We start from the raw sequence: 20780 nt of genomic DNA on the forward strand, positions 1-20780 counted from the left end.
AACCGAACACCATTTAGGCGGTGTCCTAAATGGGTAAGTTTCGGACAACGGTTTAAAGATTGATGGAGTTCGGGGAGAACTTAATGTTAAGGTTTCTGCTAAACTCCCGGAGAATGTTAAGGAGAAATTTGACTTAATTTTCTTTGTGGTAAAAGCGACCCAGACCGAAGAAGCTTTAAAATCCACCCAGAAATTATTAAAAGATGACTCGGTGCTGGTGTGTCTTCAAAACGGGATTAACGAAGACTACATCGCATCAGTGATTGGGGAGAAAAGAACTATAGGAGGACTTGTTGGTTGGGGAGCTGAGAACAAGGGGCCGGGATACTTGACTCAGGACTCTCGAGGCGATTTCACAATAGGAGAACTGGATGGTAGTAATACTAAACGAATAAAGGTAATATCCACTATCCTAAGCAAAGTGGAACCTGTAGTTATTTCCGAAAATATTTGGGGACACTTGTGGACTAAGCTCTTGGTGAATTCTTCTATGTCGGCACTTGGCGCAGTTACTGGATATACTTATGGTCAAACATTGAAGGATGATTTGGCTGTGAGACTGGTTGTAAAGATTATGACTGAGATAGTTGATGTGGCTCAAGCTCTGGGAATTAAAATGGAACCCATTGCAGGTGTTGATCCGGTAATTGTTACAGCCAAAGACGAGGAGAAATACAAGCAGGTTGCCGCTATTCTAGACGCAGTATATGCTCCTCACGCTAATGTGAAAACCGGAGCCTTACTAGACTATAAGAGAGGCGTTAAAACTGAAATTGGATGCTGGAATGGCTACGTGGTGGAAAAAGCAAAAGAGGCAGGAGTGGAGGCGCCTGTGAACTCTGCCATATTTAGGATGGTAACTGAAATCGAGAATAAGGAAAGAAAGCTGACGCCTAATAATATACAAGAGATTAAAAGACTGGGGAGATTCGACACTGAAGTTTCAAAATACGTGAAATTACCTTAATAGAAACTGTGGGCGGGGCGTTTTCAAAAATAGGAACTTTTTCTTTTTTAGGTTTTTATCCTAGTGCTCCTCTTAGTTTCCCAGAGTACAAAATTAATTTTTGGGCAATATCCACCATTTTTTCTCCTTGAATAATTTCTATGAGGCCTTCTTTTTTAATGTCTCCTTTTGAGAGTGTGCGTGCTGAGAGATATTCTGAAATCATTTTAACAACTATTTCATAGGATGTGTCCGGATTTATGTCTACATCGATAAACTCCTTTATTTGTTTTATATCCTCTCTAACTAATTCGCAGACCTTTTTAGGTAGAACCTTTTCAAAAGCGTCTATACATATAAAACGGGAAGCAAAATCTAAGGAGTCCTTAAGGGAGGAATAATAGGTTTCAAGTAACCTTTCTAGGGATTCACTCCTCCATTCGCTTACTGCGTTTAATCCTCTACCCGTTCCAATTAATTCTGGGGGAAGTCCTATACTATAAAGAGTGGCCGTAAATGGAATAACCTCCAAATAAGACTCGAATTTAAGATTCTCTAATTTAAGTAGGGACTTTACCACTTTGCTATCTGTACATGATTCGGCAAGATTTTTAATTAATAATTGATTTTTTTTAATTTCTGAGTTTTGAGGGGCTACTTGCTTTTCTCGCCTAGAGGGTATTAGCTCAAATATTCTGGAATTGAAAAAGATTTCACAGACAGTCTCCAAATATTTTTCGGTGAATAGGCCTATAATGTTAATAATTTCATTTTTCTCTCTTTTTGAGAAGGTTTTAACTTTTTGAGTAGGGAGTCTGTCTTTTAATAGCACCACCATTTTTTGGGTTTCTTTTCGATCAATATCATTTCTGAGGCTTGTGGGGATGGCTATCGTTTTTATTCCCGAATATTCTTTTAGGATAGAATTTAGATTTGAGGGGTTAACAAATCCTCTAAATGGTAAGTAGCCGGCGTTAAGAATAGGAAAAATTGGAGTGTTTAGTTCTTCGCTAATAATTGCTAGATCCGAGATAGCTATTTTACTAGCTAGGGTTGATGGTACAAGGCCTGTAAAAAGAGCGGTATCGGATCTTCCAAGAAATACTCTCAGATAATCCAGTGGAGCTAACATGGAAGGATACGCTTTAAAATATTCCGAGATAATATTTGAAATTTTTAATAAGGATGTTAGGTCCTTTATGAAGGGTATGATTTGAACATCTTTCAGTTTTGCTGTTGGATCTATAGTTTCTAAAATGTAGTTTTTTAGAATGTTGAAGTTCATTTCGATTCTTGTCAGTTCTTTTGGAGATTCTGTTAGGGGGTGAATAGCCTCGTATATTGCTCCTCCGTTGGTTTCGTTTCTCAGAATATAATTTATTTCTATGATTTTTTGGAATATAGCCATTCTTCTAAAACCGAACTCATAGCTACCAGATGGAACGCTTGGTGTAATATTAACATTAAAACTGGGAGTTAAACCTATTTCCCCAATTTTTTGAACTATTTCCTCGATGTGTTGGAATGGGGTGAGTTTTCCTGCAAAGTCTATTACAAATTCCTCTATTCCAAAGCCTCCGTCCTCCCGAGAGGATAAGCATTCTACTGTTTCATCCATTTCTTTATCGAAACTAATGTAGGCTGTAGCGGAATCCGGATCTTGTGTGGCCATTGTTGCTGGAACTCGCATTTCAAAACACCCTTCAACCTCTCAGATTCCCAACATTTTGTAGTTATTTCTAATTAATTATTAAGTCATATCGATAAAAAAGCTTAACCGAAAGAAAAGAATTGAAATATTTTAGTATTATATAGCGTAACACTAGGAAATATAATAAAAACTAAATTCAATTCCAATTACTATTAATTCCTTCTGACGAGAAAATCTATTTAAAAATTTGATGTAGGGTATTTTTATGTCTGATATTCTCATAAGAGATTATAGGTTTGAGGACGGGGATGAAGTGGAAGAGCTTTTCCGTTTCCACACTGGAAAACATCTCCGTAAAGCCACATTTTTATTTTACAAAAAGGAATTGGATGGAAAACCATCAGATAATGTAATCGCTGTGGTTTCTGTAGTTAATAATCGAGTCATTGGTTTTAGTGGAGTTCAGTTGGTTAGTGATACCGAAATTAAATATCCGGCAACAATAGTTCACAGTGATTTTAGGAACAGAGGAATTGGTAAAATGCTTATGCGGAAAAAATTGGAAATAGCTAGGGCGAAAGGACTTAAGGAGTATAATTCTATCGTAGGAGAGGAAAACATTGCCTCTCGCAGAATGTTGGAGAGTTTGGGTGATTTTAAGATTTATGAACAGGGTGAATATGATAAAAATAAGAAATGGATAAAATACAAAACAAAGCTTACCTGACCTAATGTCTTTTCAGGGACTTGCTTAAAGGTAGAGTGTTTAAGGAATAATTTAAAAAGGAAGTCAAACTAACTATTCCGAGGGTAACGGTGAAACAATGAACAGTCTACAAGGAAGGCTTTGTATGGGTGAGAAAATGGATTCCCGTCTTTTTAACGAAGGAAAAGAGCTAATTAAAAAGGGTGATTATAAACAGGCAGAAAAAAAATTCCAAGAAGCATTAAATCTTTCCACAAAGGATAGCAATATTAGGGGTATGGCGGAGTCAGAAACCTATCTGGGAATATCACTACAATATCAAAATAAACTGAAAAATGCAAAGGAACATTTTGAGAAAGCCCTTAAGCTTCATGAGGAATTGAATTATAAACCGGGAATTTCCAGAAATTACACAAATTTGGGAAATCTTAGTTTATTGCTCGAGAAGGACTATGAAAAGTCTATTGAACTTCACCAAAAGGCTTTGGAAATAGCTGAAAAGGCTAAGGATATTCCAGGTCAGTCTAGGGCCCTTACGAATATTGGCTATGTAAAATTTAGGCAACAAAAGTTAGAGGATGCGTTAAATGCGCTTGAAAAGGCTCTGGAATTAGCCAATGAAGCGGGTTATGAAGATACTAAAGCAACCGCGTTGTCTAATATCGGTATAATTCTATTCACAATGAAAAGGTATGAAGAAGCGCTTGAAAAACATAAGGAAGTAGCAGAGATATTCGAAAAATGGGGGAATAAAAAAAGGTTAGCCATTGAGCACCGCCAAATAGGATTAATACTCGAAAATTTGAGGCAACACCCCGAGGCAGCTGAACATTACAAGAAAGCAGAAAAGCTTTACGGCGAAATCGGCCGCAAAAGAGAGAAGAAAATGATGAAATCTATGTCAGAAACATCAAAGACCCGTAAGAGAACATGCCCATCATGCGGAGCAATTATAATGGTGCCTGAGCTATTATATTGCCCAATCTGTAACAAGGATTTAAAATAGATATTGAGTTTATATGTTCAGTTTCTACAAACTGAAAATCCCGAAAAAATTATACATATTAAAAATTCTCGAAAAAACTCAACTCTTGATTATTGTTAGAAATAACTGTTAAATGATTAGCAATCCATTTCTTAATTAATAACATGAGAGGTAATTGTAATGTCGGCTTCAAATACTGCTCCAAGAACGCCTCTAATTGCTGTTGATGCTATTATAATTAAGGACGATTGTGTTGTATTGATAAAACGAAAAAATCCTCCGTTCCAAGACCATTACGCCTTGCCCGGAGGTTTTGTGGAAATTGGTGAGTATGTGGAGGAAGCGGTGATTCGGGAAGCGAAAGAAGAAACCGGATTAGAGGTGAGAGTGGAGCGTTTCTCGGGAATTTATGATGATCCAGAGCGGGATCCTAGAGGGCATGTTATTAGTATAGCGTACATCTGTGATGTGGTGGGGGGTAAACTCAGAGCCGACTCAGATGCCAAAGACGTAATCTGTATACCCATAAAAGAAATTAAAAAAATAAAGTTGGCATTTGACCACACAAAAATACTCTTAGACGCAGGTATAATCTAGTAGCTTTTTACACAATTTTAAGGATAGATATTTGATTCTTCTGCTTTTTTATGGTACAACTCTGTAAACTATCATGCAGGGAAATCCATTTTGATAAAGCACCAATTCTGGTTCGTAGAGTGGACTAGTCTGTAAGTGTATAAGAGTCGTTACTGGCACGTAGTTAAAGAGACTCACGAATATTGCACGCACATGTCCGCTTTGCGCCCAAGCATCAAGCCATGATGGAATATCTGGTATCCATATGCAAAGTCTATCGGTATAATGTGTGGCCATCGGATACACGTTGGTGAGTATTATCTGCCAAGGATAAGAAGTGTATTTCAAATAATCATATACTGGTAGAGGCTGTGCCACCTCTGGATTAGTGCGAACCATAAAGACTCCTATAAAGCCTCCTGAAATGTTTAGTATTAGTAGTAAAAGTGCGATGTTCTTTTTGTTTTTTAAAATACTTCTGCCTACTGTGTTTATGACATTTTTTCTATCTCTGAACTCCTCTGTAAGAAGTATGGCTAAACCAAACCCTATAAGGACACAAAAAGCGGGTAGAGAGGTTTGATTGTACCTAAAGAAGTCCACAAGTCTTGAGTTGGGCATTAGAAGAAAATAGACTAATATGTTTGAGAGTATCCAAAATAGTAAGGTTTTCCCTCCGATACTGCTTTTCTCAGTTTTCGATGCGATATAAAAATATGGAAACAGAAAAGCAGGTGTGAAAATTGGGATTACTGCGTATACTGCTGATTCTAGATAAAATGAAATAATTTGTAGTGGATTTGGGGGGGCGAATGGGTTAACATACAGCATTCTGTTCCAGGTTTGTGTTGAAGCAAAAAAGGTTCTCAAAAGTCCAAGCCATTCTCCGGTGTTTATCTTGCTGAAATACAACCAAGGAAGGACTGTGAGGAAGGCAAAAATTATTCCCAAATAAAACCAGGGCGACTTCAGTGTTTTTTTAACATTTTTGGATAAGAATATGAACGCTAAACCCACGAGCAAAATGAGTGCTCCCGGATACCTGGATAGAAAGCATAAAGTTAACGAAACCCCCGCAGGCATATAATACTTGGGATTTTTTTGAGCTCTGATTATAAACAAAAGAAATAGGGATGAAAAAACTATATAGGGCACTTCGCTCAAGACACCCCAAAATATGACGAAAAAAGTGAGGCCACAACTTAGGGCTAGGGCGGAAAATTTACCCACTGTCTTACTATATATTTCCTTTCCCAACAGATAAACTGCGTATATTCCTGCCAGAGATATCAGGTAAGTTAGTATCTGGGCAACTATTATGTTCGGTGTGGTAATCAGATACGCTAAATAGATGATATATGTTAATAAAGGAACTCTTGCAAAGTCTAGCAACACTTGCAAAGGTTGGTAACAAATAAAGCCGAAATAGTAAAAATCATTTGCCAGATTTACATACGCTGCCTCGTCCCATGTCAATGGCACAGGGAAGGCTGAGAGTATTCCTCTAATTCCGTTCACAACGATAATTATAGTAATTACCCAATCCAATCTGGAACGCAGCCACTCCATCATACCACTCACCTGAAAACGTACTTTAAAATGTCATTCTTACATAAAAATTCTTCTGTAATTTCCAAGCTTAAAAAATAGATATAAAATGAATTTGCAACCCTGATAATTATTAAAAAAAGGCTATTTTGAGAATTTGCCTTTTATGAGCCACCAGAGGCAGATTACCCCATCTTTCCACCCTATTTTGGCTTTGCCCTTTCTTCGATAAGAATAGGAGATTGGTACCTCCATAATTTTTTTACCTTTTTTAAGTAATTTTGTGACTATTTCTGGTTCGAATTCGAAGCCCTTGGATTTCAAGGTAACCCCTTCTAGGTCGCCTTTGAAGAAAGCTTTGTATCCCGTCATCATATCTGTGATTGAATTTCCATATAAAACGCGGGTAGCCCAGGAGAGAACCTTGTTTCCAAAACTGTGGGAAATAGACATGCCGTCAGCCTTGCCTAGAAATCTTGAACCGAATACTACACCAGCTTTTCCTTCTATAAGAGGTTCTAGTATTAAGGGTATGTCTTTTGGGAAATATTCTAGGTCAGCGTCTTGTATGACAATTATATCTCCGGTTGCATTTTGAAGCCCGGTTTGAATTGCCTTCCCCTTCCCCTGATTTTTCTCATGTTGCAATAACCTAACGCCAGTTTGAGTTTTTACTTTTTCTACGGAATTGTCCTCAGATCCATCATCCACAACTATAATCTCTTTTGGGTAACTCAGATCCACTTTTTTAACCATATCTATGACTTCAAGTATACTGCCTTCTTCATTATAACAGGGAATTAGAACCGTTATTCTGTGTTTTTTCACACCTTAACCTCCAGCTTCCGACTAGCTGACATTTTATTATTCAAGTTTTGGTTTGATCACTAATTTCCGCTTTGGCCTGCTTACGTGATAAGAACTTCATTCCCACACCATTATATATAATTGAGGGAATGCCTGTCACAGAACAGTAGGCAAATCTGACGATGTGATCAAGCAGAGCGAAGGCAACCCCTAAGGTCAAAGGTAGAAATAGTGCGAAGCCTAAGTTGAGGGGAAAAGCAAAGCTTAAGGGGCCAGCACTTAAGCTGAAAGTACCTGCCATGGAGAGTATGAAACCAACACTGAACTCATAGATTAGAAATCCACCTGGCAATAAGGGAAGTAATTTTGAAAAAAATCCTATAATAGCGGCTAAAAGGCAAATCTCTATTGGTAGAAAGAATCCTATGCTGCGGGTTATGAAAACAATTGAGGTTGCATCGAGTAGCCATATTGGAATAGATATTAAAGCTACTATAGCCAACATCTTAGGTTTACGGTACAGTCTACTCATGCCTGAATTAAATCCAATTACAAATAACGCCAGCTTTTCATAAAGGCGTGTAGAGACGCGTTTGGTGAATCCAATCATTCTCTCCCCATAAAAAATGAAGGCTATTATGAATCCTAGCAAGACAAACCCGAATATAAACGCTATTAATATAATGTTTCTAAACTCCTCGGGGATTGAAATGTTTAGGGTTATTAATCCAAATAGTATGGAGGCTAACAATACCATCGCGAAAATGTCAAAAATTCTCTCCACAGCAACCGTAGAGGTGCTCTCTCCCAATGACATTTCTTTTTCCTTATCATATAATAGATAAATTCTAACAAAATCTCCAATTTTTGCCGGGGTGACCTCATTAACAAACCATCCCGACCATAACATGGTTATAGTATAAGGTACACTAATGTTGTGATCTGTCGCCTTTACAATTGATACCCAGCGGACAGCTCTTAAAACAAATGTAAAGGTGTAAACTCCAACAAACACCATAATCCAGTACAAGTTCAGGTTTTTAATCAGATATAAGATCAAATCCAACCCAATATACTGTATGAGAAAGACTAGTACTATAGCTGTGGCAATGACTGCAATGATCCTAATTATTAACCATTTTGTTATTTTCAAGATAATTACACTCTCACGATTGGAAGTATTCCCTGTAAGTACTCAATAGCAGATAAGAATGTCTCTTATAATAATTTATAATTAAAGTCTCCATTAGTTTTAAATTACATATATACTTATCTCACGAGTCTATTTTACATTAATTTTTTTGTAGTAATTGTAAAGGGCTGCCAGGACTCTGGCGTCTCTTCTAGGTGTTGGATAAACCGCTATGCCTCTTTTTTCTAACTCTTGGGCACTTTTTGTCCACTCTATTACTGCGTCATCCATCGCAGCTGTGGTTCCCGTAACAATTATTGGCTTATTTGTTTTAATATTGTTGAAAGCGTCACGAGGTTCCACATAACCTGGAAAGTGAGGTATTATTAAAATTATACAGTCCACGGAGTCGTTTTTAACAATTGACTCTAAGAATAGATTGTAGGCTGGTATCATTCCCAAATTCTGACAAGCAGTGAACATGTCTACGGGGTTCTGTACTTTTAGCCAGTCTGCCGAATTTTTCCTAATCGTATTCAGAGTTTCTGGTGAGAGTTCGGTCAGTTCTAAACCGAATTCTTCGCAAGCATCTACTAGTAAAGCCCCTATGCCGCCGGTAAATGTCAAAATTACTACCCGGTTTCCGTAGAGTGGTGGTAGTATATTGAATCCTTTTGCTATGTCTGTCCATTCGTCAATGTCTCTTGCTTGAATTAAACCCGCTTGTTTGAAAGCGGCTTCGTTAATCTCATTTCGACCTGCTAAAGCGCCGGTGTGAGCTTGAACTGCTTTTGATCCTATTTCACTTCTCCCTGATTTCAAAACCACGATTGGCTTTTTTTTAGAAACCTCTTTTGCTGTGTCCATGAATCTTTTTCCCTCTCTCATTCCCTCTATGTGTAATGCTATGACCTTTGTAGCTTTATCATTTTCCAAATATTCTAGGGTGTCTGAAAAGTCTATGTCACACATATTTGCTAAATCTATGATATGACTGACCCCACCCACCAGTTGAGAGTAATACTTTGCACAAGCGATGAAGGTTCCTGTTTGACTAACTATAGCCACGCCGCCTGGAACTATGTCTTTGTGAAAGGCAAAAGCGGTATCCAATTTTTTTGCCATATTAAGAATTCCTTGAGAATTGGGACCAATAATTCTAATATTGTATTTTCGGGCGAGGTTCAGCATCTCTTTCTCTAATCTTTTTCCTTCTTCCCCCGAGTCCGAAAATCCGGCTGCAGCTACCATGGCTCCCTTGACACCTTTACTTCCACAGTCTTCTAAGGATTCTGGAACCAACTCTCTAGGAACAACCAAACAAGCCAAATCCACTTCTCCCGGTATTTCAGAGACACTCGCATAAACTTCACAGCCATAAATTTTTTCACCTTTCACTTTCGGGTTTACTGGGAAGATTTTGCCTTCATACAAGTTTGCAAGATTCCAAACCATGGAGTTTCCAATTTTCATAGGTGTGGTGGAAGCCCCCACTACCGCAACCGAATTCGGTTCCAAAATATTCTTTAGGGAGGATTTATCCGCTTTAGCCATTAAATTTCCCTCTAATAATAAATATACGAGTAGGAAATCAGTCTCAAAAAGGAGTATATAAATCTTAAGACAAGTCACAGTTTTATAACTTGCGAGTTAGAACCTAAATTTTTAATTTTATCGGTTTAAATTGGTTGAAAATCAAAATCGTAGATAAAGTTTTATGAAAGAAGTATAGATATTTTTTTATGGTGGATAAAGATGGGTAACGCACAGGATAGAAAAGGCTGGATTATTAAAAGCATAGTATTACTGCTAGTCTACTTTTTAGTAAATATTATTTACATTTATGTGTCTGAGATACGTCTAACCGAGCCACATTTTTTATTCACGCCGATTGATTGGGCAATTCCTTTGTATCCACCCGCGGTGGTTATTTATATTTGTGTATTTTACAGTTTTGTTTTCTTCGCACTACTTTACTATGCCACTTTCCAAAGAGCTTATTTTAACCAGTTAATTTTTTCACTGATCGCTATACACCTAATAGCTTACGCGATTTATATCGTCTATCCTGTTATGATGATTAGACCCTACTGGATGCCAACCAGTCTTTTCGACTGGATCTTCTGGTCTTACGTGAACCCTAAATACATTTACACGTGGATGCTGGTGAATTCCATTCAGTTAAATTCTGGCCCATTCAACTGGGCACTCTGGTTAGTCTATGCAAATGACACTCCTCTAAACTGTTTTCCAAGTCTGCATGCTGCTATATCAACTATGATAGCTTTCGCGTTCTGGCAGGAAAAAAGAAGCTACGGCTGGGCATCTTGGCCAATAGCAATAGCGGTAATGATTTCCACACTTCTTGTCAGACAACACGTTATTGTGGATGAGATAGCGGGAGCTTTATTAGCACTGCTGGTGGGTTACCTCTTCTATAAGAAGGTATTTAGATCACCGGAAACACAGCCCCAGAAACCAAAGCTATGGCAAGTCATATTTATTCTAGTTGTGGCGGAAATAGTATTAATTCTATATCTGTACGGGGTATACATGCCATAAAAATCCGATTAAGTATATTTAGTTTTTATAAAAAAATTTGATGATTTTTTAATTTATTTTAAAAATTTCGAGAGAAAATTAGGGATTACAATTATTAATAAATGGCAAACGTTAAATATATTACATTTCTCTGTTTTCCCTTTTTTGGCGAGAGTGACTGCACATGCCTGACTGGGTAGAAATCAATAAGAAAGGCACAGAACTACTCGATAAAATAATTCGTGAGGATGAGGTGGTTCTTTTCAAGGATACTTGTTCTTGTCAAACGGAGGAAGATTTTAACGATGGGATACTAGTGCTCACAAATCGAAACATCATTTTCGTTAAAAGAGATCTTATCGAACCTAAATATGAAGTTGGTTTACATTCTCCAATTGGAAATATCTGCTATATTGATTATGAGGGTATTTTCTATCAAATGATTGTAATCGAAGTGAATGCTGACAATTATCAAAAAATATTCAAGTTTATGGACTTTTCAACATTTGTGGAGGGCGAGAGAAAAATATCTGAAATCAAAAAAGAAATTCAAAAAATCATTGAAGATTTTACCACTCAAAAATAACTCAAAATAAGGGAGATAAATAAAATTTACACCGAAAATATCAATTTAAGAATCGCTTCAAGTTCTTTTCCATTTTTTTGCTTATACTAATTTTTGGATTATAAATAAAGTTGATAAAATTTAAATAATCTCTTGATATGCCCTCTAATAGGGTATAAACGTAGTCAATCTAATTCAAAACGAGGAGGATATAAATTTATGTCTTGGGATCGAGAACCAGAAGACGAATTTGAAAGATGGATGTACCGCATGATGAGAAGATTTTGGGATAGGTATCCTAAACCATTTGCTATTGATTTTAGCCCGTTCGGATCTCTACGCTTTGGACCTCCATCTCCCACTGTCAGAAGCATATACGCGGATATACAGGAAACCGATAACGATATTACTATCATAGCCGAGATCCCTGGAGTAAGGAAAGAGGATATAAACATTAATGCTACAGAAGACAGGGTGGAAATCTCTGCTGAAATTGGAATAGAAAAAGAAGAGACAGAAAAAGAAATGGAATATATACGTAAAGAGAGAAGATATAAAAAATTCTATCGCTCCTTTAAACTACCGGTAGAAGTTATTCCAGATAAAGCAAAAGCAACCTACAAAAACGGGATACTGGAACTAAGGTTACCAAAGAAAGAAGGCAGAGAAAAAAGATCAATTAAAATCGAATAGCTTCAAAAACTCTTAAACCCTCTATATACTATTTTTTAAATAACCCGGTACTATTGACCTATTGTTACAATTTTCACGTTATTCTTTATTCTCCCATAATTTGGAGAATTACTGTCCTGTTTCGAGGGCGAACGTCCAATTCTACAAACACAATCTGCTGCCAAGTTCCTAATAATAGTTTTTTATGATTAAAGGGTACTGTTAAACTTGGTCCTAGTACTGATGCTCTACAGTGACTGTGACCGTTTCCATCATGCCATCTAAGCTCATGTTCATAATCCATGCTCTTGGGTGAAATTCTTTCCAGAATTCGGGGAAAATCTATTAGTAATCCTGGTTCATACTCAATGGTGGTAACCGATCCAGTTGCCCCCGGTACAAAGACTGTTACAATACCATTTGTCGATTTTGATTCAGAGATAGCCTTCTGAATCATGTTCGTGAGGTCTAGGATTTGCACCTCGCCCTGAGTTGAAAAACTAATCTTTTTTGTTTCAACCGTCAACTCAAACACCTCAAATTATTGAAACACATTCATTCTAAAATTTTGTTCTACCCAAATTGTTTTAAACTTGTTGCGATTTAAAAAACAGTAAAAAAAGAGAAAATATGATAAATGCATTGATTAATTTTAATAGGTGCCCTAACATAATTCAGTAATATCCTTCATATTTAGATAATTATGTGTAAAAGTAAAAATTAGATTGTTTCTCTAGGCTTTAACGGATAAAAAAATATACAAAACTACAAAAAATGTGATTAATTTACCAAAATTCCCACTTTTCCCACTTTTGTGAATCTTGGAAAAATATAACGGTAACATATTTAAATATATTTTAATTGATATTAATGTAACCGCAATTACATTTAAAATAATTGCGAATCTCACAAAAATGCAAGTGGGAAATAGCATTATCAGTAGGAACAAAACAAAATTATAAAAAATAAAGTTTGGTGATTGTATGCCTAAAAAATGGCGTGAAGAGCTTGAAGGGCTTTTAAAATCAATGGCAGATGCCGATCCTGATGTGCAGGCTTCTGCTGTTGTGAGGACTGATGGTTTGGTTATGGCTTCTGCGTTACCGAAGGATGCAGATGAAGGTCTTATTGCCGCGATGAGTGCGGCTCTGCTGAACATCGGAAACCGAGCAGTGAGTGAGCTGGATCGTGGTGAACTGGACAAGGTTATTGTGAGTGGAACTAAGGGCGACACCATTCTCCGTGGTGTGGGCTCCGAGGCAGTTCTGTCCGCTATCACCAAGGCTGGCGCAAACATGGGCCTAGTACTAGTCGAGATGCAAAGAACGGCACAAAAAATTTCAGACGTACTTCGTTCAATGTAAAATCAAATCCTTAACAATCTTAGATACTTGAAAATTAACTTTCGAAACCCCGAACTAAATAATCAACCTATTAAAAAAATTATAATTGGAGGTGTTAAAAATTTCCAAGAAATGGCGTGAAGAGCTTGAAGGGCTTTTAAAATCAATGCAAGACGCTGATCCTGATGTGCAGGCTTCTGCTGTTGTGAGGACTGATGGTTTGGTTATGGCTTCTGCGTTACCGAAGGATGCAGATGAAGGTCTTATTGCCGCGATGAGTGCGGCTCTGCTGAACATCGGAAACCGAGCAGTGAGTGAGCTGGATCGTGGTGAACTGGACAAGGTTATTGTGAGTGGAACTAAGGGCGACACCATTCTCCGTGGTGTGGGCTCCGAGGCAGTTCTGTCCGCTATCACCAAGGCTGGCGCAAACATGGGCCTAATACTAGTCGAAATGAAGCGAACCGGAGACAAGATAGCAGATTTACTAAGGTCAATCTAAAGAAAGCTAAGAATCTAGTGTATACCAGAACGCAAATCTTTGTTTAATCCTGAAAACCAAAATTTATAATTTAACAGAGATTTTTTCACTCTTTATTTATCTTTTAATACGAAAATTTGATGGGATTCACAAAAGGATTGCTTTAGTTTAATAAATATTTTTTGGGGTTCGAAGGATCAAAAAATAAATTTGCTTAACTATGAATGAAGGCGAAAAGATGTGAGCAAAAAAATTATCTTGGAGAGATTGAAAGAACTTCTATTAGAAATGGAAAGTAAAGAAGCTGAACAGCTGGCAACAGAATTAGAAAGTTGCTGGGTAGAGTGCTGGGAGAAAGAACGAGATCCAACAATTTCTCAAGACCTTATATATGAGAACAGAAAAATACTCGAACAAATATCAATCGCCATTGAAGTGTATCAAGCTGGCGTGATAAACTCAAAAAAGTTAAAAGAAATCAAAATAAACCTCCTAAAAAAGGAATCATAAAAAGATTGAATTATACAAAACCATTTTTTAACCTAAATTTTTTAAATTGCAAATTTATTGTATTGAATTTAATTCTTTTTGGAGCTCGATAATGTTTTCTAAGATTTTTTGCCAGTATTTCTCCTGTATTTTTAATCTAACACTTATTCCTTCATGGAAAATTTTCATATTGGAATTTTTAAGAACAGCATCAAGCACTTTAAATACTTCCAAATTTTCTTTGAATCTCTCATAAGCTTGTATAGAAGCTTCTAAATCCGAACGCGCCTGCATTAACCCGAATTGGAGACCCTCATAAGGAATTTTACTTGGTAAGATTGCATCTAAGTTTTTCTCAGAATACAGTAGTTCAGAGAGTTTCGTTATAGCAAAGTCTTGATTTTCCCAGATTGAGGTTAAAACTCGTAGATAACACTTGGATATGTATTCATAGGATTTTGTTCTAAATCTAAAAGTTTCAATTAATTTTTCTTTGATTCCACTGAAAAGATCTGATAACTCCCATAAATCCTCCAGATAAAAATTCTCCCAACGTTCATCATTAAATTTTAAGAAACCCTCGACCTTGGAGTAAAAAGTATCGGAGAAGATAATTAGTCGATTAATCAATTGTAGAACTAATTCCATGGATTTTGAAAGGTTGTTTTCATTCAATAACAGTTGCGAATATGATAAAATTTGATCATGGATCTTTAACCATTCATTAGCTAGGTTCCCGGATATTTTTACGAATTCGAGTGTAGCTCGAGAATAAATTCCGTTAAACTCTTCTGGTATATCCTTTGATTTAGAGGATATTCTTATAAAATATTCTTGAATTTGGGGAAGGGTGGAGCTTATAGTATATTAATTTGAAATTTAAATATGTTCAAATCTACTTTATCTGGATCAACTACATTCTCGATTTTAATCTCGTGTCTTAGAACTTTCACCCAATTAATTTCACCAAACGCATTAACTAATCCTGCGAAAAATTCATACCACTTAATAATTCCCTGAATATAATCATCAATGTAAAACAGAATAAATCCCATACCCTCAGTAAAATTAATAGAATTTTCCTCTATTTGAAAAATTTTTTCTCTAGAATGAAACTTAACAACTTGATTTACCCCCATTTTCGAAAAATTATCATTAAGGCTAATTATCTCATTATGATATTCTATTATTAAACTAAAAAAATTCTTCAACAGTTCGTACACTTTACTAATATTTATTAGCAAAATAATCTCTCCAATATCTTAACTGTATTCGTTTTCTCGTACTTGAGGTTTTTATTTTTGAGAATTGGTACACTTTTTTAATCGATTCTAATTTGTTTACAATTTAATATGCCTTTTTTCATGTATTAACTGCTGTAATTCTATCAAGTTTTGGATATATTTAGGCCAGTATTTATTAATAATTTCAATTTCTTTTACTATAATCTCGTACTGCTCCATTAGAACTGGGCTATTAAGGTACTCTGCTGCAATCCTCATTGCTTCAACATTTTCTTCCACTCTTCTATGAGTTCTATCCACTAGGAGAACTTGGTTGTGAGCCTGTACCAATCCGAACTCGAGATCTTCAATTGAAAAGCTCGGCGGAATTAACTCTGCTATTGATATTTCTGACTTTGCAAATGATTGAAATTTTTGACGAGCTTTTTCAGCGCTTTCCCATAACATGGTTAATATTTGAATGAAGGAATCCACGATAAATTCGGCTTCCTTCGCTCTACAGTTTACCAGAATAACCAAATCTTGTTTTAACTGTTTAATAATTTCTGAGAACTCATGTATATTCTTCATGGAAAGTTCCAATTCATCACCAAAAATGTAACTAAAATTGCTTGCAAGATTTCTCAAATTAGCACCAAATATAACAAAATCATTAATTACCTCAGAAATTATATTAATAATTTTAGAAATCTCTCTCTTTTTCCACGAATATAAAACACAGCCTTAATTTTTCTTTAATTTCATTCCAGTCTCTTTTTTGTTTTTCAATCTCTTCAATAAATTTATCGAGTATATCTGATTTCAAGATTCCTGGTAGTTTCTCGAGATGCTCAAATTTTTCAAGAGTCCTTTCTGTAATTTTTTCTAATTGAGGAAAAATTAATTCCTCTGTGGTTCTTAACTGGAACTTTAGAAAGTCTAAATCGATTTCCTGAGGCTTAATAAATTCCTCCAGCTTATTTTTTTGGCTTAAAATTTTAGAATAATTTTTTATACCAAGAGCGAAAACAAGATTAGAAAAAAATTCCAAACCTTTAACAATTCCCTTAATATAATCTTCAAAGAATGATACTAATGTTGACACCATCTCAGCTGAATCCCTGAAAGCTTTAATTAAATGTCCAAATTCGTATTTCTCAAAGGATTCCCCTAATTTTGAGGCCACATCTTTATTCACTGAATGAATCGAAAAAAATATTTCTGCTGCTATCTCGCAAATAGCCTTCAAAAGGATATAAATCTCATCTGAATTTTTCAAGAGAGCTTTCTCCAACTTGTTTTATTCACATTATCTGTTACTATTTAATACTCTTAGTATTTGTAATATATATATTGTAGTGAAACAAAATATAAAATAGTTTCTTAAAAATATAAAAAGTCTATGAAAACACAATTTGTTGCTTTGTTTTACTATTTCCTTAAATTTCTTGGTTATCGGGTTTGGTACCGATTTGAGGTTCTTGATCAACAGTATAAATATCAAGGGTTTGTTGCATTCTGTTTACTACAGGCTGAGCGTTGATTTTAAGTTTCTTTCTTATCTGTTTTGCAAGGTTAACAGGATTTCCAAAAGTGGTGTACACCTGGGATGGTTCAACGGCAGCCACATATTCCAAGAGTTGATTAAAGTCTGCATGGGAACTGAGGGGAAAAGCAGCATCGACATTGTAAGCTTGTTGCATAGCGAAAAAGAAGGAGCGATTAATCGCCCAGCCCGTACAAACAGCAATATTGGGAAGCGTGCTAAGATTAAAGTTTTTTGCTAACCTGTCAGGAGCATCTTTGGTCAACCTAAACTGCGGTAATAAAATCACTCCTCCCCCCTCTTCAATAACTTCTTTTCCTTCCTCCGAATCTATCTGTAAATATTTACCCAATCCCGACTTGTAACGTTCAAATATATTGTTAAAGTCAAAAATTTGTCCAGAAACCAAAACATCATAGCCTAACCCTTTTGAAATTAGTCTGGTCAACTCTTGGCACTTGCCCAATGAATAGCCCGTTAAAATAACGGGAATACCATTGGAAACATTTCTTTCCACATAATCCAAAATCTCAGCGTTAAGCTCCTCCCTATCTGGAAAAACGTATTCCTCAGAGCCAAAAGTAGCCTCAATTACTAAAACGTCACAATCCATTACATCCGCTTTCCGCTCGGTCACGCTCTCACAAAAGTTAATATCTCCAGTGTAACCAATCAAATGCTCCCCGGTATCAATCTTAAACTGCATTGAGCCCATGCAGTGACCTGCATCATAAGCCTCAATAGAAAATTCCTCGGTCTTAATTCCAAATTCCCTTTCCAAATAAATAATATTCTCCAAAACTTTTTTCTCCCTCTTTTCTCTTACCAACCTAGTTATCTCATGAGTTATCCTTGAAGCACCTACCCTCATTCCTCTACTAGCCTCCACGAGACCGGAAATATGATCCTTATGACCATGAGATACAAGCACTAAATTCGCAGAATTAAAGTCAGCGTTCATTTTGGGATCAAATAAAAATTTTAAATTATTAACCTCAATCACTAGGCCTCTGTCATAAAAAACCTTGCACATAGCACTGACCTCATCATGTAATGGTATGAAAAACTTTTTTAATTTTGTATAAAAACTCTCTAAAAATCCTTTTAAAAACTACCTTTTCTATTGAAAATTCTTCAGAGATTTATTATCTTGAAATATAGTTTATTGTCTTTTAGTTTAGCTGTGATTTTTCCCAATTTAATTAGTCTCTCTAAATATCCAAGGGCCGCTCCTTGCATAAGATAATTACCTGCATTAACATTATATGCTTCAGCAGTCAAATCCTCAAGAGCTATTTCCTGATGCCTTTTCAAAACTTCCAAGAATACGCGTTCTCTGTTCATCTTTCTTCCTATATCCTCTCTGAGCTTTCTGTAAGGATCTGTTATTGGAGGACCATGGGCTGGGAGTATTAGTTTTAAATCTAGGGCTTGTAGCTTCTCCAGTGATTCCAGGTATAAAGACATATTATCTGGTTTATCATTACTTACATCTACTATGTCCACCATTTTTCTTGTGGCAAGTTCTCTCCAGCCATAACCTACAAATGTGGTTCCCGTTGCAATCACATGGTCTCCTGTGAACAGAATTTTTCTATCCTCGTCGTATAGACAAATGTGACCAAGGGCATGGCCCGCACACTCGATCACAAGTAGATTGTAGCCTCCTAAGTTGATGATATCTCCTTCCCCTACCTTTTTTTCCACCTTTGACTCATCAATTAACAGTTGAAAATCCATATACCTGTTTATCATATCCTTCAATTCAAACTCAAATTCAGCATTAACTAAATTTCTTTTAATATCCAATATGTGCTGATGATAATTCTCAATTATGGGGGCCGCCTTGTGTGAAGCAATAGCGTAGGCCTTAGAGGCGTCCTTAATTTTTTTATTCCCCCCAAAGTGTTCAATATGCTCATGGGTATTAATTATCACTGCGATATCCTCTAAACTCCGTCCAATCTCATGGAGCTCTGAAGAAATAATGTTCATGGATCCCAAATCTCCTAATCCCGTATCTATTAAGGCTGGTTCTCCGCCCTCTAAATAGTAAACACTCAGCTCAGGGGTTGCGGGAAAGGGGAGCCTTAAGGTAAACATGTGGATATCGTCCAAGATTCTTCTCATCTGGATTCTCCTCTCTGCGACTTCTAACCCTTATTAAAATTTTTATAAGCAAAACTAAAAATAATCCACTAATAAGGATTTTTCTCAATTCTTAGATTCCTATCTATTGATTAACCTGTAATATGTTTCCTTTCCTCTCTCCACTTTCTCAATTTTTCTCAATTCTAATAGCCTGTCAATATATGCTAGGGTTGATCCCTTCAACAAGTAGTCTAACTGAAATGAACCATAAGCCTTCTGAGTTAACCCTTCTAAAGTATCCTCGCCCCTTTCCAAGGCTTTCAAAATCATCTGCTCTCTCAAAAGTTTTCTATCCAAATCATCCCTAATTTTTCTATAGGGTTCAGTAATTATTGGGCCGTGTGCCGGTAGTATCGTTTTTATATCTAAAGTTAATATGTGTTCAAGGGAATTGAGGTAGTCCGTCATATTTCCATGTTCAACTTTTTTGATACCTAGTTTATTTGCCACCCTATCGATGAGCAAATCGGTTATACCGTACCCCACAAAAGGAGTTCCTACTCCGAGAACATGGTCTCCGGAAAATAAGATTTTTCTCTTCTCATCATAAAAACAGACATGACCCGGCGCATGACCCGGCGTGTGAATCACATCAAATACAAATGGTCCGAGATCCACAACATCGCCATTTCTAAGTGGTTTCTCGACCTTTGAGGAATTTATTGAGGATTGGAAGGATAAATACCTCTCAGCCACAGCCTTCATTCTGGGCTCGAGCTCTGCTCCCCGAATGGCGTTGAATAACTCGGATACGTATTTGGTGAAGTTTTGGATGATGTTTGCAGCCTTTTTATGAGCGGAAACCAGAGCTCCTGAAGTCTTCTTTATTTCCTCATCTCCAGCAAAGTGTTCCACATGTTCATGGGTGTTAATAATTTTATCAATATCTTTGAGTTCCAGGCCAATATCATTTAATGAGTCTGATATGGTTTGTAATGATTTTGGATCACCGGGCCCCGTATCTATTAGAGCGATTTCATCTCCCATAATAATGTAAACGTTCATCTCGGGTGTCCAAGTAAAGGGTAGATTTAGTTTAATCTTGTAAACTCCTTCCGCAATCTTTTCCAGTATAATCCCCTCTTACCTAGTATTTTCCGTTCTTTTTTGGGTCACTAGACTGGTGTATGGATTAGAGAGTAGTCTTATTTCTTCTTGGGCTATCAGAACTGCGCACTCCTTGCAGTACTTTTTTTCTCCAATAGTTGCATAATTTCCTTCACTGAGAATTTTTCCACAATTAATAACTGCACACTTCTCAGGTTTTTTGTGGTTCAAACGTTTTTCACCATCTGACAATATCCATTTTACTTATTTTAATCTGTTCTAAGAAATTTTAAATCCTAAATAATGTTGAATTATATTAGATTTTTATCAATATTTTAACATATTTTTTTATCTAAAAGTTAGGATATTAT

The 20780-nt window shown here is 36.3% G+C and carries 23 protein-coding genes and 1 pseudogene; 10 read left to right on the forward strand and 14 right to left on the reverse strand.

The genetic code is table 11. From position 1 onward, the window contains the following. Window positions 1–52: 52 nt before the first annotated feature. Window positions 53–967 (forward strand): annotated as a pseudogene (locus tag ACUVXA_RS03150) (ketopantoate reductase family protein); the annotation flags it as partial. Between the two features lie 55 nt (window positions 968–1022). On the opposite strand, the gene ppcA reads toward ACUVXA_RS03150, so the two are convergent. Next, window positions 1023–2636 (reverse strand): phosphoenolpyruvate carboxylase, encoded by a 1614-nt coding sequence (gene ppcA / locus ACUVXA_RS03155; protein ID WP_445869780.1) that lies wholly within the window; start codon window positions 2634–2636, stop codon window positions 1023–1025. Between the two features lie 226 nt (window positions 2637–2862). Between ppcA and ACUVXA_RS03160 the strand changes: the two genes are divergently transcribed. From ACUVXA_RS03160 to ACUVXA_RS03170, 3 genes are all read left to right on the forward strand, one after another. Next, window positions 2863–3324 carry a GNAT family N-acetyltransferase gene (locus ACUVXA_RS03160; protein WP_445869781.1) on the forward strand — a complete coding sequence of 154 codons (462 nt, stop codon included), beginning with the start codon at window positions 2863–2865 and terminating at the stop codon, window positions 3322–3324. 124 nt (window positions 3325–3448) lie between these two features. Then, window positions 3449–4309, forward strand: coding sequence for a tetratricopeptide repeat protein (locus ACUVXA_RS03165; RefSeq protein WP_445869782.1), 861 nt, complete (start codon window positions 3449–3451; stop codon window positions 4307–4309). Between the two features lie 159 nt (window positions 4310–4468). Then, complete coding sequence (locus ACUVXA_RS03170) at window positions 4469–4885, forward strand: NUDIX domain-containing protein (RefSeq protein WP_445869783.1); 417 nt, start codon at window positions 4469–4471, stop codon at window positions 4883–4885. A gap of 48 nt (window positions 4886–4933) precedes the next feature. Here ACUVXA_RS03170 and ACUVXA_RS03175 read toward each other — a convergent pair whose 3' ends face one another. The 4 genes from ACUVXA_RS03175 to ACUVXA_RS03190 all read right to left on the reverse strand — a co-directional run bounded on the left by ACUVXA_RS03175 (window position 4934) and on the right by ACUVXA_RS03190 (window position 9905). Beyond that, complete coding sequence (locus ACUVXA_RS03175) at window positions 4934–6436, reverse strand: ArnT family glycosyltransferase (protein ID WP_445869784.1); 1503 nt, start codon at window positions 6434–6436, stop codon at window positions 4934–4936. 120 nt (window positions 6437–6556) lie between these two features. Further along, window positions 6557–7240, reverse strand: coding sequence for a glycosyltransferase family 2 protein (locus ACUVXA_RS03180; protein WP_445869785.1), 684 nt, complete (start codon window positions 7238–7240; stop codon window positions 6557–6559). A 40-nt stretch (window positions 7241–7280) separates the two neighbouring features. Further along, window positions 7281–8372, reverse strand: a complete 1092-nt coding sequence (locus ACUVXA_RS03185) for a lysylphosphatidylglycerol synthase transmembrane domain-containing protein (protein WP_445869786.1) — start codon at window positions 8370–8372, stop codon at window positions 7281–7283. Between the two features lie 129 nt (window positions 8373–8501). Then, complete coding sequence (locus ACUVXA_RS03190; protein WP_445869787.1) at window positions 8502–9905, reverse strand: acetate--CoA ligase family protein; 1404 nt, start codon at window positions 9903–9905, stop codon at window positions 8502–8504. A gap of 201 nt (window positions 9906–10106) precedes the next feature. Here ACUVXA_RS03190 and ACUVXA_RS03195 point away from each other — a divergent pair, with 201 nt between their 5' ends. From ACUVXA_RS03195 to ACUVXA_RS03205, 3 genes are all read left to right on the forward strand, one after another. Then, window positions 10107–10913 (forward strand): phosphatase PAP2 family protein, encoded by an 807-nt coding sequence (locus tag ACUVXA_RS03195; protein WP_445869788.1) that lies wholly within the window; start codon window positions 10107–10109, stop codon window positions 10911–10913. 163 nt (window positions 10914–11076) lie between these two features. Next, window positions 11077–11478: a hypothetical protein gene (locus tag ACUVXA_RS03200; protein ID WP_445869789.1), complete on the forward strand. Its 402-nt coding sequence runs from the start codon at window positions 11077–11079 to the stop codon at window positions 11476–11478. A gap of 198 nt (window positions 11479–11676) precedes the next feature. Next, window positions 11677–12150, forward strand: a complete 474-nt coding sequence (locus ACUVXA_RS03205; RefSeq protein WP_445869790.1) for an Hsp20/alpha crystallin family protein — start codon at window positions 11677–11679, stop codon at window positions 12148–12150. A gap of 85 nt (window positions 12151–12235) precedes the next feature. Here the strand turns inward: ACUVXA_RS03205 and ACUVXA_RS03210 are convergent, their stop codons facing one another. Continuing rightward, on the reverse strand, window positions 12236–12664 hold the full coding sequence (locus ACUVXA_RS03210; RefSeq protein WP_445869791.1) for a secondary thiamine-phosphate synthase enzyme YjbQ: 429 nt from the start codon (window positions 12662–12664) through the stop codon (window positions 12236–12238). Between the two features lie 493 nt (window positions 12665–13157). Here ACUVXA_RS03210 and ACUVXA_RS03215 point away from each other — a divergent pair, with 493 nt between their 5' ends. The 3 genes from ACUVXA_RS03215 (at window position 13158) to ACUVXA_RS03225 (ending at window position 14463) form a co-directional block, all read left to right on the forward strand. Next, a complete protein-coding gene (locus tag ACUVXA_RS03215) occupies window positions 13158–13493 on the forward strand; it encodes a roadblock/LC7 domain-containing protein (RefSeq protein WP_445869802.1) in 336 nt (111 codons plus the stop codon). A gap of 145 nt (window positions 13494–13638) precedes the next feature. Further along, window positions 13639–13974, forward strand: a complete 336-nt coding sequence (locus ACUVXA_RS03220; protein WP_445869792.1) for a roadblock/LC7 domain-containing protein — start codon at window positions 13639–13641, stop codon at window positions 13972–13974. A gap of 219 nt (window positions 13975–14193) precedes the next feature. Beyond that, entirely contained in the window at window positions 14194–14463 is a 270-nt protein-coding gene (locus tag ACUVXA_RS03225; protein ID WP_445869793.1) for a hypothetical protein, read from the forward strand. Window positions 14464–14517: 54 nt separating this feature from the next. Here the strand turns inward: ACUVXA_RS03225 and ACUVXA_RS03230 are convergent, their stop codons facing one another. The 8 genes from ACUVXA_RS03230 to ACUVXA_RS03265 form a co-directional block, all read right to left on the reverse strand. Beyond that, window positions 14518–15072 (reverse strand): hypothetical protein, encoded by a 555-nt coding sequence (locus ACUVXA_RS03230; protein WP_445869794.1) that lies wholly within the window; start codon window positions 15070–15072, stop codon window positions 14518–14520. Between the two features lie 227 nt (window positions 15073–15299). After that, window positions 15300–15686 (reverse strand): hypothetical protein, encoded by a 387-nt coding sequence (locus tag ACUVXA_RS03235; protein WP_445869795.1) that lies wholly within the window; start codon window positions 15684–15686, stop codon window positions 15300–15302. A 96-nt stretch (window positions 15687–15782) separates the two neighbouring features. Beyond that, window positions 15783–16313: a hypothetical protein gene (locus ACUVXA_RS03240; RefSeq protein ID WP_445869796.1), complete on the reverse strand. Its 531-nt coding sequence runs from the start codon at window positions 16311–16313 to the stop codon at window positions 15783–15785. 55 nt (window positions 16314–16368) lie between these two features. Continuing rightward, window positions 16369–16944 (reverse strand): hypothetical protein, encoded by a 576-nt coding sequence (locus tag ACUVXA_RS03245; RefSeq protein ID WP_445869797.1) that lies wholly within the window; start codon window positions 16942–16944, stop codon window positions 16369–16371. 160 nt (window positions 16945–17104) lie between these two features. Next, window positions 17105–18244, reverse strand: a complete 1140-nt coding sequence (locus tag ACUVXA_RS03250) for an MBL fold metallo-hydrolase (RefSeq protein ID WP_445869798.1) — start codon at window positions 18242–18244, stop codon at window positions 17105–17107. A gap of 101 nt (window positions 18245–18345) precedes the next feature. Further along, window positions 18346–19341: an MBL fold metallo-hydrolase gene (locus tag ACUVXA_RS03255; protein WP_445869799.1), complete on the reverse strand. Its 996-nt coding sequence runs from the start codon at window positions 19339–19341 to the stop codon at window positions 18346–18348. 99 nt (window positions 19342–19440) lie between these two features. Then, window positions 19441–20367 (reverse strand): MBL fold metallo-hydrolase, encoded by a 927-nt coding sequence (locus ACUVXA_RS03260; protein WP_445869800.1) that lies wholly within the window; start codon window positions 20365–20367, stop codon window positions 19441–19443. A 78-nt stretch (window positions 20368–20445) separates the two neighbouring features. Further along, window positions 20446–20640, reverse strand: a complete 195-nt coding sequence (locus tag ACUVXA_RS03265) for a hypothetical protein (RefSeq protein WP_445869801.1) — start codon at window positions 20638–20640, stop codon at window positions 20446–20448. Window positions 20641–20780 lie beyond the last annotated feature (140 nt).

Source organism: Candidatus Jordarchaeum sp., assembly GCF_052745115.1.